The following is a 14,255-nucleotide window of genomic DNA, read 5'->3' as shown; positions in this document are numbered from 1 at the left end:
TCCGCGGTGTTGCTTCTCGTCTTTGCGGATGAAAATTGTCCTCAGTAGTTGAACACGCCTGATTTGTATCATAAGCCAGGAATTTACTCAAAGCCTTTTCATTTCTTTACCCAGTCTGTTTGATTTTGGTTAGTTTTTTTAATCCGCTTTCCCCTCTATTATAAATAAAAAACTGTTCAGGAACGTCCATGGCCAAACCCATTATCACCCTCAACGGGCTTAAGATCGTCATCATGCTGGGCATGCTGGTGATCATTCTGACCGGCGTTCGTTTTGCGGCCGATATCATCGTGCCTTTTATCCTGGCGCTTTTTATCGCGGTGATCCTTAATCCACTGGTGCAGCGAATGGTGCGGCTACGCATCCCGCGTGTGCTGGCGATAAGCCTGCTTATCAGTATTATTATCGTTGCGATGGTGCTGTTAGTCGCCTATCTGGGAACCTCCCTGAACGAGCTGGCGCGGACGCTGCCGACATACCGCTCTTCCCTGGCGACCCCGCTGCTGCAAATTGAACCCTGGCTGCAACGCGCGGGTATCGAAGTCTCGGTTGAGGAACTGCTTAAATACATTGATCCGAATGCCGCCATGACGATTGTCACCAGCCTGCTGGCACAGCTCTCCAACGCCATGACCTCGATTTTCCTGCTGTTCCTGACGGTTGTGTTTATGCTGCTGGAAGTTCCACAGCTGCCTGCAAAACTCCAGCACATCATGGTGCGTCCGGTAGAGGGAATGGGTGCTATTCAGCGCGCGCTCGACAGCGTTTCACGCTATCTGGTGCTGAAAACGGCCATCAGCCTGGTGACGGGATTAGTGGTTTGGGGGATGCTTGCCGCGCTGGATGTGCGTTTTGCCTTCGTCTGGGGGCTGCTGGCCTTTGCGCTCAACTATATTCCTAACATTGGCTCCGTGCTGGCGGCGATCCCCCCTATCCTTCAGGTGCTGGTTTTCAGCGGTTTGTATGATGCCCTGATTCTGCTGGCAGGCTATCTGGTGATTAACCTTGTCTTCGGGAACATTCTCGAACCACGGATAATGGGACGCGGGCTGGGGCTTTCAACTCTTGTTGTGTTCCTGTCCCTGATTTTCTGGGGCTGGCTGCTCGGGCCTGTCGGCATGCTGCTCTCCGTTCCGCTGACAATTATTGTCAAAATTGGCCTGGAGCAGACCGCGGGTGGACAAAGTATCGCTGTACTGCTGAGCGACATGAGCCATAAGGCCGATTAATTGTCCATCGACAGCATAGGCTTGCCCGTTCTTCCCGCTTCGCGGTAGTTGCCCACTGCCCGCTGCCATTCCGACAGCGGGTAGAGGGTAACATCGCTGCACTGGCTGGCGCGCAGTTTAGGCCAAATGCGCCGAAACTCCGCCTGCCACGCCTCAGCGCTCAGCGCGTCCAGATAGTTACGAATGTGAAACCACGCCACGCGCGGCAACGGCCGCTGCTGCCGGAAGGTCTGCCCGGAGAGTAGCCCGTAGCAGACAAAGGTACCGGTTTCGGGCATCACGCTCAGGATCGCCTCCGCCAGGCTGCCGCCCGTGGCGTCGTACACCACCTCCGCTTGCGCGGCGGCAGCGTTGACGGCGGCCGTATCATCTTGCGCAATCGGGACGATCCCCATTTCAGCCAGACGTTGAGCGTGCACGGGCGAGCGATGGATCCCGTAAACCGCCTCTGCACCCGCCTGGCGTGCCCATTGCCCGAGCAGAACGGCGCAGTCAGAACCGGCAGCGGTGAGCAGCACCGTTTTCCCGATCGGAGGATAGCGGTCCAGCATCATCTGAGCGGCAAGCGGGTTGATATACGCCCGCGCGGCAAGAAGCGAGTCGATGTCGTCCGGGACGGGAACCGCATACGCCACCGGGCAGTCGACATAGCGCTGCCAGGTTCCCTGCCCCCGTAACGGCAGAACCCGCTTGCCCAGCAGCGCCGGGTAAGCGGCGGGCGTTTCGGTCACTATTCCGACCCCTTCATAACCGGCTATTGCGGGCAGCGGCGTGCGATGGCGATATGCCCCGGTGATGGGGATGAGATCGGAGGCGTTCACCGGAGAAAAAAGCATGCGCACACGTATCTCTCCCGGCTGTCGCGGTGACAATGGTGTGGTTTCCGCTTGCAGTACCGATTCAGGCTCACCAAACCGGCGATACCAGAGGGCCAGATTACGCATTGCGATCGCGCCATCCCATTTCCGGTGCGACATGTTTCAGGATGGACTCGATCACATGTGCGTTGTATTCCACACCCAGCTGATTCGGCACGGTAAGCAACAGCGTATCCGCTTCCGCGATCGCTTCATCCTTTTTCAACTGTTCAATCAGCTTGTCTGGCTCTGCGGCATAGCTGCGTCCGAAAATGGCCCGCGTTTTCTCATCCAGATAGCCAACGCTGTCGCTCTCATTGCGGCTTGAACCGAAATACATCCGGTCGCGATCGTCCATCAGGGCAAAAATACTGCGGCTGACCGAAACGCGTGGCTGACGGGTATGCCCTGCCTCGGCCCAGGCCTGTCGGTAGGCACGGATCTGTTTTGCCTGCTGAATATGGAACGGCTCGCCGGTTTCATCATCTTTCAGCGTTGAGCTTTGCAGGTTCATCCCCAGTTTTGCCGCCCATACTGCCGTTGCATTGGAGCCAGCCCCCCACCAGATACGATCGCGTAAGCCCTCTGAATGCGGCTCCAGACGCAACAATCCCGGCGGGTTTGGGAACATCGGCTGTGGGTTAGGCTTCGCAAACCCTTCACCGCGTAATACATCAAGCAGTACCTCAGTGTGGCGGCGCGCCATATCAGATTCGTTTTCCCCGTCCTGCGGCACGTAACCAAAATAACGCCAACCATCTATCACCTGCTCCGGGGAGCCCCGGCTGATACCAAGCTGTAATCGCCCGCCGGAGATGAGATCTGCCGCGCCAGCATCTTCCGCCATATACAGCGGATTCTCGTACCGCATGTCGATCACGCCCGTACCGATTTCGATGCGTTTGGTTTTCGCGCCTATCGCAGCCAGCAAGGGGAATGGCGAACTGAGCTGGCGGGCAAAGTGGTGCACGCGGAAATAAGCCCCGTCCGCGCCCAGCTCTTCAGCGGCGACAGCCAGATCGATGGACTGTAGCAGCGTGTCAGCTGCGGTTTGCGTGCCGGACTGGGAGGACGGCGTCCAGTGACCAAACGACAAAAATCCGATCTTTTTCATAGTGGAGTATCCTGATAAAGCATTGCGTTATCCCTACTCTACGCATTAACCGATGAGAATAAATGGTGATTATTTAACGGAATGCTTCAAATAAACTGACAGAAATACGCAAATCGCACGCTGCCTTCCCGCAGAGGAGGCATTCTCCTGGCATCTCAAAATGGGATATAGTGTGAACTATTCTCTTTTTTAACAGGTAACATCAGCAATGGCTCTGATCCCCAAAAACTACGCACGGCTGGAAAGCGGCTACCGTGAAAAAGCGCTAAAAATTTACCCGTGGGTCTGTGGACGCTGCTCGCGGGAGTTTGTGTATTCGAATCTTCGTGAACTCACGGTCCACCATATCGACCACGATCACACCAATAATCCGGAAGATGGCAGTAACTGGGAGTTGTTGTGCCTGTTTTGCCATGACCACGAACACTCAAAGTACACCGAAGCGGATCAGTATGGCACCACCGTTGTCGCAGGTGAGGATGCGCAAAAAGACGTGGGTGTCGCCACGTTTAACCCCTTTGCCGATCTCAAGGCGATGATGAACAAGAAGAAGTAATATCGGCGGCTTTACTGCCCATACCTGCCGTATGGGCAGTCAGAAAGATAAAGGTAATGTATTCCAGTCACAGATTGAACAAGGAGACGGCCTTAATATCGGCTTCAGGATTCACGCGTTTTACAGCCTCTAAAAACGCAGCAAAGTTTTGATTAAACACCGTCAGATTATTATAAAATTGCACCTGTTTTTCACGGGTTCCCTCAAGATAGCTCACAGACCAGATCCGCCTGTTATTTACCACTGTCGAGCCCGGCTTAATTTTTACGATAGCGGCCAGCTCAATTTTACGGGTGACGCTATTTATGACCTCGTATAAATACTGCTCATCATAAAAGTAGGTTTTACCTGACGATCCGCCAAACCAGGAAGGATGGGTAGAGATTTTTTTCATTCCCCGGCTGTCGGCAACGATGCGCTTTGGATGCCGAATACGCCTGATGAAAAAGCGCATCAGCATAATCAGTGCCGTGAAAGACAGCACCACGAAAAGAAAATTAATGCTCTCCCGCATATTTCATTACCTGCCACGCATAACTCAAAGTGGCGAAGTATAGCGTAGCCCTGTAGCTCAGGGAACGTACGCGATGCAATCGCAGATGGAACGGGAAATGCTCTTACCTCGCCACGCAACATGATGTGCGGATCTCCTCACGGTTAAGTGATATTAACAATTGCTGCTAAGTTGTAAGTTTCTCCTTGCCGGACAGGACAAATCAGTTATCGTGCCAGGCAACTTTTTCAGCAATAAAAAACAGTGGGATGCGCTATGGCGATTTTTGATGGTCACAATGACCTGTTGCTTAATTTATGGCTTCACCATCGCCAGGATCCGGTAACGGCCTTCTTCTCCGGCATTGAGAACGGACACCTCGATTATCCGCGCATGCAGCAAGGCGGATTTTCCGGCGGGCTGTTCGCGCTGTTCGTGCCGCCGCAGGAGTATATCGCCCGCATGGCGCCGCACTACGCCAGCGAGCCGTGGCAACCGATCGACATTCTCTGGCAGCAGTTGACGATCCTCAAGCAGCTTGTCGCACACTCCGATGGGCGGGCGCGATTGTGCCTGAGCGCGGCAGATATCGAACGCTGCCGTCAGGATAAGGTGCTGGCGATGGTGGCGCATATTGAGGGTGCGGGCGGTTTTGACGGCGAGGGTGGCGATCTACAGGCTTTCTATGCCGCTGGCGTGCGCAGCATTGGGCCTTTCTGGAACATTGCTAACCGTTTTGGCACCGGCGTTAACGGGGCGTTTCCCGGCAGCCCGGACAGCGGCCCAGGGCTTACCGCAGAGGGTATCGCCCTCATTAAGCACGCTAACGCCCTGAACATGCTGATTGACGTTTCTCACATGAATGAAAAGGCGTTCTGGGATACTGCTCGTCATTCCTCTTCACCGCTGGTCGCCACCCATTCCAACGCCCATGCGCTGTGCCCGCAACCGCGTAATCTGACCGATCGGCAACTGCTGGCTATCCGCGACAGCGGCGGCGTGGCAGGGGTCAATTTCGGCAACGCCTTTCTGCGCGCCGACGGTAAACGCGATAGCGATACCCCGCTGAGCACAATCGTTCGCCATATCGACTATCTTATTAACATCATGGGCGAAGATCATGTTGCGCTGGGCTCCGATTTTGACGGCATCACGTTACCTGATGATTTGCATGATGTGAGTGGTTTACCGCGGCTAATCAGCGCGTTGCGTGACAGCGGCTATGATCAATTTGTGCTGAATAAGCTGCTGTGGGGCAACTGGCAAAAGGTATTGCAAAATGTTTGGCAACAATAGGTTACGTTGTAAACATTACGTTAATTCCTTACATCTTTCGGGTTGAGCTTTGCCCCACTGTGACGCATTATTTGATGACCATCACAAAACTGGCACAAACAATGGTGTTGGTGCTGCATTTTTAAAGAGGAAAAAACGATGTGGAAGAAACCTGCTTTTATTGATTTACGTCTTGGCCTGGAAGTGACGCTGTACATTTCCAACCGCTAATCGCTCAGCCCGCCATCCGTGCGGGCATTTTTGTTTTACTACCTGGCCTATCTTCATGTTTATTAAAGTCCTCGGTTCCGCCGCCGGCGGCGGTTTCCCTCAGTGGAACTGTAATTGCGCCAACTGTCAGGGTTTGCGCAACGGTACCCTTCAGGCGACCCCCCGCACCCAGTCGTCGATCATCGTCAGCGATAACGGCGAAGAGTGGATACTGTGTAACGCCTCGCCCGATATCAGCCAGCAGATTGCCCATACGCCAGAACTGAATAAGAAAGAGGTTCTGCGCGGCACGCATATTGGCGGCATTATTCTCACCGACAGCCAGATTGACCACACCACCGGGCTACTCAGCCTGCGCGAGGGGTGTCCGCATCAGGTATGGTGTACGCCAGAGGTGCATGAAGATCTTTCCAGCGGATTCCCGATTTTTACCATGCTCCGGCACTGGAACGGCGGCCTGGTTCATCATCCGATTGCGCCGCTCACCGCCTTTAGCGTGGAAGCCTGCCCTGATTTGCAGTTTACCGCTGTACCCATCGCCAGTAACGCACCGCCCTATTCGCCGTGGCGCGACCGCCCGCTGCCGGGGCATAACGTGGCGCTGTTTATCGAAAACCGCCGCAACGGTCAGACGCTGTTCTACGCGCCGGGTCTCGGTGAACCCGATGCCGCCATCCTGCCGTGGCTTAAAAAATCGGACTGTCTGCTGATTGACGGCACCGTCTGGCAGGACGATGAACTGCAGGCCGCTGGCGTCGGGCGCAATACCGGCCGCGACATGGGCCATCTGGCGCTCGGCGATGAACACGGCATGATGGCGCTGCTGGCCTCACTGCCGGCAAAGCGCAAGATTCTGATTCACATTAATAACACTAACCCGATCCTTAACGAGCAGTCGCCGCAGCGTCACGCCCTCACGCAGCAGGGAATTGAAGTGAGCTGGGACGGGATGACCATCACGCTTCAGGACTAACTATGCACATTCGTGAAACGCTCTCGCCGCAAGAGTTTGAACACGCCCTCCGGGCGAAAGGCGTCTACTATCATATTCACCATCCGTACCATATCGCGATGCATAACGGCGAGGCCAGCCGCGAGCAGATCCAGGGCTGGGTGGCGAACCGGTTTTACTACCAGACGACGATCCCGCTGAAAGATGCGGCCATTATGGCGAACTGCCCGGATCCGCACACGCGTCGAAAATGGGTGCAGCGGATCCTCGATCACGACGGCAGCAACGGTCATGACGGCGGGATCGAAGCCTGGCTACAGCTGGGCGAAGCCGTAGGGCTTAGCCGCGACGACTTAATCAGCGAACGCCACGTGCTGCCCGGCGTCCGTTTCGCCGTGGACGCTTACGTTAACTTCGCCCGCCGCGCCAACTGGCAGGAGGCGGCATGCAGTTCGCTCACCGAACTGTTTGCCCCGCAAATTCATCAGTCGCGTCTCGACAGCTGGCCGCAGCACTATCCGTGGATCAAAGAGGAAGGCTATTTTTATTTTCGCAGCCGCCTCAGCCAGGCCAGCCGCGACGTTGAACACGGTCTGGAGCTGGCGAAGAGTTACTGCGATAGCGCAGAAAAGCAGAATCGGATGCTGGAGATCCTTCAGTTCAAACTCGATATCCTGTGGTCGATGCTCGACGCGATGACCATGGCCTACGCGCTACAGCGTCCGCCTTATCACACGGTCACTGACAAAGCGGCCTGGCACACAACCCGACTGGTATAAGCATGCAAAAAAACTCCATCGTCGCCTTTCGTCGCGGCTATCGCCTGCAATGGGAAGCCGCTCAGGACAGCCATGTCATCCTTTATCCGGAAGGCATGGCTAAACTCAATGAGACCGCGGCCGCAATCCTCGAACTGGTCGATGGCCAACGCGACGCGGCGGCCATCATTGCCATACTCAACGAACGGTTCCCGGAAGCCGGCGGCGTGGATGACGACGTCGTAGAATTCCTGCAAATCGCTTATCAACAGAAGTGGATTATTTTCCGTGAGCCAGAATAAACCCGCCGTCAACCCACCGCTGTGGCTGCTGGCGGAGCTGACCTATCGCTGTCCGCTACAGTGTCCTTACTGCTCTAACCCGCTGGACTTTGCCCGGCAGGATCAGGAGCTGACCACTGAACAGTGGATTGAGGTTTTCCGCCAGGCGCGGGCGATGGGCAGCGTGCAGATAGGTTTTTCCGGCGGCGAACCGTTGACGCGTAAAGATCTGCCGGAGCTGATCCGCGCCGCCCGCGATCTCGGTTTTTATACCAACCTGATCACCTCGGGAATTGGCCTGACGGAAAGCAAGCTCGACGCGTTCAGCGAGGCCGGTCTGGACCATATCCAGATTAGCTTCCAGGCTAGCGATGAAGTGCTCAACGCCGCGCTGGCGGGGAATAAAAAAGCCTTCCAGCAGAAGCTGGCGATGGCCAAAGCGGTCAAAGCGCGCGATTACCCGATGGTGCTGAATTTCGTCCTGCACCGGCACAACATCGACCAGATCGATAAAATCATCGAGCTGTGCATCGAACTGGACGCCGACGACGTCGAACTTGCCACCTGCCAGTTCTACGGTTGGGCGTTCCTTAATCGTCAGGGCCTTTTGCCGACGCGAGAACAGATCGCCCGCGCGGAACGCGTGGTTGCCGACTATCGGCAAAAAATGGCCGCCAGCGGCAATCTGACCAACCTGCTGTTCGTCACCCCTGATTATTACGAAGAGCGACCAAAAGGCTGTATGGGCGGCTGGGGGTCGATTTTCCTCAGCGTGACCCCGGAAGGCACGGCGCTGCCCTGCCACAGCGCGCGCCAGCTACCGGTGGAGTTCCCCTCGGTGCTTGATCAGAGTCTGGAATCCATCTGGTATGACTCTTTCGGCTTCAATCGCTATCGCGGGTTTGACTGGATGCCGGAGCCGTGCCGCTCCTGCGATGAAAAGGAGAAGGACTTCGGCGGCTGCCGCTGCCAGGCCTTTATGCTCACCGGGAATGCTGATAACGCCGATCCGGTGTGCAGCAAATCGCCGCATCATCATAAAATTCTGGACGCGCGACGCGAAGCAGCCTGTAGCGATATGAAAATCGGCCAGCTTCAGTTCCGCAACCGTACCCGTTCGCAGCTTATCTATAAAACCCGGGAACTGTAGCGATAATGACCACCCGCATCGTGGAGCTGGCAGGCGGTTTACGCGCAACGCTGGTGCATCAGTCGCAGGCGACACGCGCGGCGGCGCTGGCGCGCGTGAGTGCCGGAAGCCATCACGAGCCACCGCGCTTCGCCGGTCTTGCGCATTTACTTGAGCACCTGCTGTTCCGCGGTAGCCAGCGCTATCAGGGCGACGATCGACTCATGGCCTGGGTCCAGCGTCAGGGCGGTAGCGTCAATGCCACCACGCTGGCTCGCCACAGCGCATTTTTCTTCGATGTGGCCGCCGATAACCTGTCCGACGGCGTCGCACGACTGCGGGATATGTTGCAGGCGCCGCTGCTTTCATGCGATGACATACAGCGCGAAGTGGCGGTCATTGATGCGGAAAACCGGCTCATCCAGCAGCATGATTCCGCCAGGCGCGAAGCGGCGGCACGCCACGCGATGGAAGAACCCACAGTTTTTCGCCGTTTTCAGGTAGGTAGCCAGGATTCTCTGGGGCAGGACACGGGATCGCTGCAAACCGCGTTGCGCGACTTTCATCGGCGCTATTATGTGGACGGACATCTGCAATTGTGGCTGCAAGGGCCGCAAACGCTGGATGCGCTGGCCGAGCTTGCCCATACGTTTGCGTCCGGTTTTGCTTCTGGTGGCATTCCTGAAACTGCTCCCCCGTTGCGTCTTAGCGCTGAAGCAGATTTTCAGCTGGCAGTGACGGAGCGACCCGCACTGTGGCGTTGTCCGTTGACTCGAAAAAGTGACAACGTCACCTTATTTCGGGAGTTTTTACTGGACGACGCCCCCGGAAGCCTGATTGCCGGGCTGCGGGCGCGAGGGCTGGCAGAAGATGTCACACTGAACTGGCTTTATCAGGATAACGATAACGGATGGCTGGCGCTAACGGTTGATAGCGAACGACCTGAGGAGATTGACCCGCATATTACCCACTGGCTACGGGCGCTACAGCAAACGACGGATGAGCAGCAGCGGCATTATTATCGGCTGGCACAGCAGCGTTTTAGCGCCCTGCCGACGCTGGAGCAGCTGCGCCAGCGGGCGTTCGGTTTTGCGCCCGGTGCGGCGCCCGTAAGTTTTTCCGCCTTTTGTGCCGATTTACTGGCGGCGCCCACCTCGTATCTGGCCTGCAAAAAAATTGAAACCGCTGAAATTATCGCCAGCCAGAGGTTTGCTCTGCCGCTTAGCCATTGGCGTCGCCAGCCGGTTGCAGATGATAGCCCCATCGCGTTTTCCTTCTACCCGCAGACTGCCAGGTATGTTACGCCAGCCCCGACGTCAGAAGCCGCTCCGCTGCTGCATTTGTCGGCGCAGACACAACCGCCAACGCTGATCCTGCGCAGGCCTTTTTATTCGTGCCTGGAACGGGCGCAGGGGGTGGCGATGGGCAAACAGTTACGCCCTCTCCTTGCTGAACTGCGCCATATTGACGGCAGCGGCGAGTGGCAAACGGTTGACGGTAGCTGGCAGCTCACCCTGCGGCTTCCTGACGCCGTAGCTACGGCGGAACACATCATCGGGGCGATAATCGATCGCCTCTCCCACCCCGCCCCGGCTCTTACGCCAGTGCCAGAAGGCATTGCCATCCGTGAGCTGCTTCAGCAATTGCCTGAACGTCTGGCATCGGATCCGCCACGGGACGGCTGGCTGGCGGCGCTAGTTGGCGGCAGCGTCGCACACGCGCACGGGTTAGCCCGGCAGCTTGGCCTGCTCCGGGCGCCGGTTAACGCTAAGCCGACGCCATTAAGCGGTTGTCCCGGCGGGATCGAACACATTCCGCACGCCAGCGCGGATTCGGCGCTGCTGGTGTTTATTCCCCTGCCGCCGGGCGCGTCGCTCGCCGCGCTGCGGCTGCTGGCATTATGCTGCGAACCGCAATTTTTCCAGCGCCTGCGCGTGGAACAGCAGATTGGCTACGTGGTCAGCTGTCGTTATCAGCGTATTGCCGATCGCGATGGCCTGCTGCTGGCGTTACAGTCGCCTGACCGCTCTCCCGTGAACCTGTTGGGTTGCTGCAAACAATTTTTGCGTGAGCTGACGCTGTGCGATGAGACGGCGTTCAGCGTATTGCGACAGCAGCTGGCGATGCAAATCCGGTCACCGATGAATGCCAGCGCCACGGCAGTAGCCGCCCTGCGCCAGCGCTATGGTTTACCGGTGTTAACGCCGCAGGCTGTTGATGCCCTGCAACATGACGAGATAATCGCACTATGGCGCGAGATGACTCGCCATCGCCGTCGCTGGCGGGTGCTTTTCACGGGCTGACCGGACCCGCCGCTTTCTTCATATCCGTGGTTTTTAGTCAAAAAAAAGCCCCGTACTTCGACGGGGCCAGGTTGCTTATTTCGCTGTTATTTATCCAGCGCGTAGGCAATCACGTAGTCACCACGATCCGGCGACTGGCGTGCACCGCCAGCAGAGATCAGAATGTACTGTTTGCCGGTTTTCGGTGATACATAGCTGATAGGTCCGCCCTGGCTACCCACCGGAAGACGCGCTTTCCACACTTCTTCCCCCGTAGAGGAATCAAAGGCGCGCAGGTAGTAATCCTGGGTTCCCGCAATGAAGACCAGACCGCCCTGCGTGGCCAGCGTACCGCCCAGCGTCGGCATACCGACAGGCATTGGCATACGCATTTTTACCCCAAACGGACCGGTATCCTGTACGGTACCGACCGGCACCTGCCAGACGATTTTCTGCGTTTTCAGGTCAATGGCGGAGAGAGAGCCAAACGGTGGTTTCTGGCACGGAATGCCCAGCGGTGACATGAAACGGTTTTTGTTGACCGAATACGGCGTTCCTTTCATCGGAACGGCGCCCATCCCGGCGTTCACGGCTTCACCGCCCGTGTTTGCCACCGCGCTCTGCGGATCTTGCTTAATCAGCTGAACCCACAGGCCCAGACGCATGTCATTGACGAAGATATACTGGTTGTTCGGATCGGTGGACAAACTGCCCCAGTTCATTCCCCCCAGCGAGCCCGGGAAGCTCAGGGAAATATCGGTTCCCGGCATCGTGTACAGACCGTCATAACGCATTGATTTGAAGCTGATACGACAGGCCAGCTGGTCAAACGGCGTCGCCCCCCACATATCCGATTCTTTCAGGGTTTCTGCGCCAATCTGCGGCATCCCCACAGAGCGAGGCTGCGTTGCCGGGTACTGTTCACGTGGAATATCCGCTGGTTTTACCGGAACCTCTTTCACTTCAGTGAGCGGTTTACCCGTCAGGCGATCGAGAACGTAAATTTGCCCCGCTTTAGTGCCCACTACCACCGCGGGCTTGTTGCCCTCTTTCGTTGGGAAATCAACCAGGCTCGGCTGCATCGGGATATCGAAATCCCAGAGGTCGTTATGCACGGTCTGGTATACCCACTTCTCTTTCCCGGTAGTCGCATCCAGCGCGAGGATTGAGGTGGCGTATTTGTGATCTTCCGGAATACGGTCAGCGCCCCACAGGTCGACAGAGGAACTTCCCATCGGGATAAACACGGTATTCATCGACGCATCCCAGGACATAGGGGCCCAGGAGTTTGCGGAGCTGCGTTTGTAGTGTTCGCCCGGCTTCAGAACATAGTTCGGATCCGGATTACGCGGATCGAACGCCCAGCGCAGCTGGCCGGTGATCACGTCATAACCACGTATTACGCCGCCCGGCATATCGGTGCTGACGTTATCCGCAACGCGGCCGCCAACCACGACCGTGGTACCCGCCAGCGTCGGGGCCGACGTCAACACATAGGTTGGATCTGACGCGTCGCCCATTCCTTCATGCAGGTTAACGCTGCCGTTAGTACCGAAGTCCGGGCAGAATTTGCCGTTATCGGCGTCTAACGCGATCAGCTTACCGTCAATGGTATTCATCAGGATACGGCGCTGGCATGCCGCGCCCGGTGCGACCTGCGCTGGCAGAACCGGTGTGGAGCCGGCTACCGTTGGCTGTGCCAGCGGTTTGGTGGCATCAAAGTACGCCAGGCCACGGCAGCGCATCCAGATGGCAGACTTAGCGTTGATTTCCGCTTTCCAGATTTCTTTCCCGCTATCGGCATCCACGGCGATCACGTTGTTATGCGGCGTACAGAGGAAGACACGATCGCCTACCTGTAGCGGCGTTTGCTGATCTTCTGCGCCATTGCCATCCGGACTTTGCGGAATATCACCGGTATGGTAGGTCCAGACCGGTTTCAGGTTTTTCACGTTGTCACGGGTTATCTGGTCCAGCGCCACAAAGCGACTACCGCCAGCCGTATTACCGTAGTGATCCCAGTTCTGCTGTTTCGCCTCTTCTTTTACCGGCACCAGCGGGCGCTTTTCGCCGCTAAACGGCACGGTCGGATGGGGTTGAAACATCTGAACAAAGGTGACGCCCATGCCGATAATAAGGACCGCGCAGACCGCCATCGCCCCTTTCGTGGAGGACGGTTTTCCTTCACGCTTACGCAATGCAGGCCAGGTGGCTGCTGCCAGCACCATCAGCCCGGCGGGTACCATTAATCGGGAAACCAGCGGCCAGAAGTCGGGTCCGGCATCGAAAAATGCCCAAATCAGGGTGCCAAGAAACACCAGAGCAAACAGCCCTACGGCAGAGGATTTGCGGCGGAAAAACTGAATTGCAGAGAGCAGCGTGAAAACCCCGGCAATGAGAAAGTACCAACTCCCCCCCAGGGAAGCCAGTTTAAAACCGCCGATGGCAAAAAACAGCCCCGTCACAAGAAGTACCACACCCACCAGCAGGCACCACGGGCCTAACCAGCCCAATGGGCGGGGATTATTGTCTGACATAAAAATGAATCTCCTGATTACTTTATATAAAGCAGGGTCTTATTAACTGCCACGATGTTAAAACCCTGCACAACACTAATTGTTCGTATGCGAAGCATAAATTAAAAAGAGAACGTAGACAAAATCTATTATGTCGGAAGAAATGAAAACCAGCGCAATTGCATGGGTTTAACAGGGTTAAAATAGCGAATATCGCTAACTACGTCACCGATGCTGGAATATATGACCAGCCGGAAGTTGCTTAAAGGATTAAAATCAGGATTCCCCCAAGGCCGGTCTTATAGCGTCAGATTTTTACAGCTGAGCCTTCAAACAGAAGATTTAATTAAGCAATAACCATGAATAAGCACAGGGATAAACCTGAGTTAAGTTTCAGGAAGAAATTATCAATAATTTTAGAGCGTCTGGTGCGTTGAACATTCCGTCATTATCAGCACTGAAAATGTGACTTTCCGCATCAAAGCGGACTCACAGCGTGACAATACAAACACTATCAAATCACTTAATGAAGTCTTGAATCGCAGAAAATCCAAACAGCAATTCACTGTGCCTTCACTACAC

General features: G+C 56.1%; 13 protein-coding genes. 9 read left to right on the top strand and 4 right to left on the bottom strand.

Annotated elements, in window-relative coordinates; genetic code table 11:
• The first annotated feature begins 188 nt into the window (after positions 1-188).
• Complete coding sequence (locus L2Y28_RS09470) at positions 189-1,229, top strand: AI-2E family transporter (RefSeq protein ID WP_003857467.1); 1,041 nt, start codon at positions 189-191, stop codon at positions 1,227-1,229.
• On the opposite strand, the gene L2Y28_RS09465 is transcribed toward L2Y28_RS09470, so the two are convergent.
• Positions 1,226-2,173, bottom strand: coding sequence for a zinc-dependent alcohol dehydrogenase family protein (locus tag L2Y28_RS09465; protein WP_032622195.1), 948 nt, complete (start codon positions 2,171-2,173; stop codon positions 1,226-1,228). The two genes, L2Y28_RS09470 and L2Y28_RS09465, sit on opposite strands and share 4 nt — an antisense overlap.
• Positions 2,166-3,200: an LLM class flavin-dependent oxidoreductase gene (locus L2Y28_RS09460; RefSeq protein ID WP_022647957.1), complete on the bottom strand. Its 1,035-nt coding sequence runs from the start codon at positions 3,198-3,200 to the stop codon at positions 2,166-2,168. Before L2Y28_RS09460 ends, L2Y28_RS09465 begins: the two co-directional genes overlap by 8 nt.
• Positions 3,201-3,408: 208 nt before the next feature.
• Between L2Y28_RS09460 and yajD the strand changes: the two genes are divergently transcribed.
• Positions 3,409-3,756 carry an HNH nuclease YajD gene (yajD, locus tag L2Y28_RS09455; protein ID WP_006808895.1) on the top strand — a complete coding sequence of 116 codons (348 nt, stop codon included), beginning with the start codon at positions 3,409-3,411 and terminating at the stop codon, positions 3,754-3,756.
• Between the two features lie 67 nt (positions 3,757-3,823).
• Here yajD and L2Y28_RS09450 read toward each other — a convergent pair whose 3' ends face one another.
• Positions 3,824-4,270, bottom strand: a complete 447-nt coding sequence (locus tag L2Y28_RS09450) for a hypothetical protein (RefSeq protein WP_022647956.1) — start codon at positions 4,268-4,270, stop codon at positions 3,824-3,826.
• A 255-nt stretch (positions 4,271-4,525) separates the two neighbouring features.
• Here L2Y28_RS09450 and L2Y28_RS09445 point away from each other — a divergent pair, with 255 nt between their 5' ends.
• The 7 genes from L2Y28_RS09445 (at position 4,526) to pqqF (ending at position 11,178) form a co-directional block, all read left to right on the top strand.
• A complete protein-coding gene (locus tag L2Y28_RS09445) occupies positions 4,526-5,545 on the top strand; it encodes a dipeptidase (protein WP_022647955.1) in 1,020 nt (339 codons plus the stop codon).
• Between the two features lie 138 nt (positions 5,546-5,683).
• Positions 5,684-5,755 (top strand): pyrroloquinoline quinone precursor peptide PqqA, encoded by a 72-nt coding sequence (gene pqqA, locus L2Y28_RS09440; RefSeq protein ID WP_002905689.1) that lies wholly within the window; start codon positions 5,684-5,686, stop codon positions 5,753-5,755.
• A 55-nt stretch (positions 5,756-5,810) separates the two neighbouring features.
• Positions 5,811-6,728, top strand: coding sequence for a pyrroloquinoline quinone biosynthesis protein PqqB (gene pqqB, locus L2Y28_RS09435; RefSeq protein WP_022647954.1), 918 nt, complete (start codon positions 5,811-5,813; stop codon positions 6,726-6,728).
• 2 nt (positions 6,729-6,730) lie between these two features.
• Complete coding sequence (pqqC, locus tag L2Y28_RS09430; RefSeq protein WP_022647953.1) at positions 6,731-7,486, top strand: pyrroloquinoline-quinone synthase PqqC; 756 nt, start codon at positions 6,731-6,733, stop codon at positions 7,484-7,486.
• A gap of 2 nt (positions 7,487-7,488) precedes the next feature.
• Entirely contained in the window at positions 7,489-7,767 is a 279-nt protein-coding gene (gene pqqD, locus L2Y28_RS09425; RefSeq protein WP_003857508.1) for a pyrroloquinoline quinone biosynthesis peptide chaperone PqqD, read from the top strand.
• On the top strand, positions 7,754-8,896 hold the full coding sequence (gene pqqE, locus L2Y28_RS09420; RefSeq protein WP_022647952.1) for a pyrroloquinoline quinone biosynthesis protein PqqE: 1,143 nt from the start codon (positions 7,754-7,756) through the stop codon (positions 8,894-8,896). The genes pqqD and pqqE overlap by 14 nt, the downstream gene beginning before the upstream one ends.
• Before the next feature lie 5 nt (positions 8,897-8,901).
• Complete coding sequence (gene pqqF, locus L2Y28_RS09415; protein ID WP_236919584.1) at positions 8,902-11,178, top strand: pyrroloquinoline quinone biosynthesis protein PqqF; 2,277 nt, start codon at positions 8,902-8,904, stop codon at positions 11,176-11,178.
• 86 nt (positions 11,179-11,264) lie between these two features.
• On the opposite strand, the gene L2Y28_RS09410 is transcribed toward pqqF, so the two are convergent.
• On the bottom strand, positions 11,265-13,694 hold the full coding sequence (locus L2Y28_RS09410; protein ID WP_022647950.1) for a glucose/quinate/shikimate family membrane-bound PQQ-dependent dehydrogenase: 2,430 nt from the start codon (positions 13,692-13,694) through the stop codon (positions 11,265-11,267).
• Positions 13,695-14,255: the final 561 nt, after the last annotated feature.

Origin of the sequence: Enterobacter sp. JH25, assembly GCF_021725435.1 — a bacterium.
Lineage (GTDB): Bacteria > Pseudomonadota > Gammaproteobacteria > Enterobacterales > Enterobacteriaceae > Enterobacter > Enterobacter intestinihominis.
This window is presented reverse-complemented; position numbering and strand designations above follow the sequence as displayed.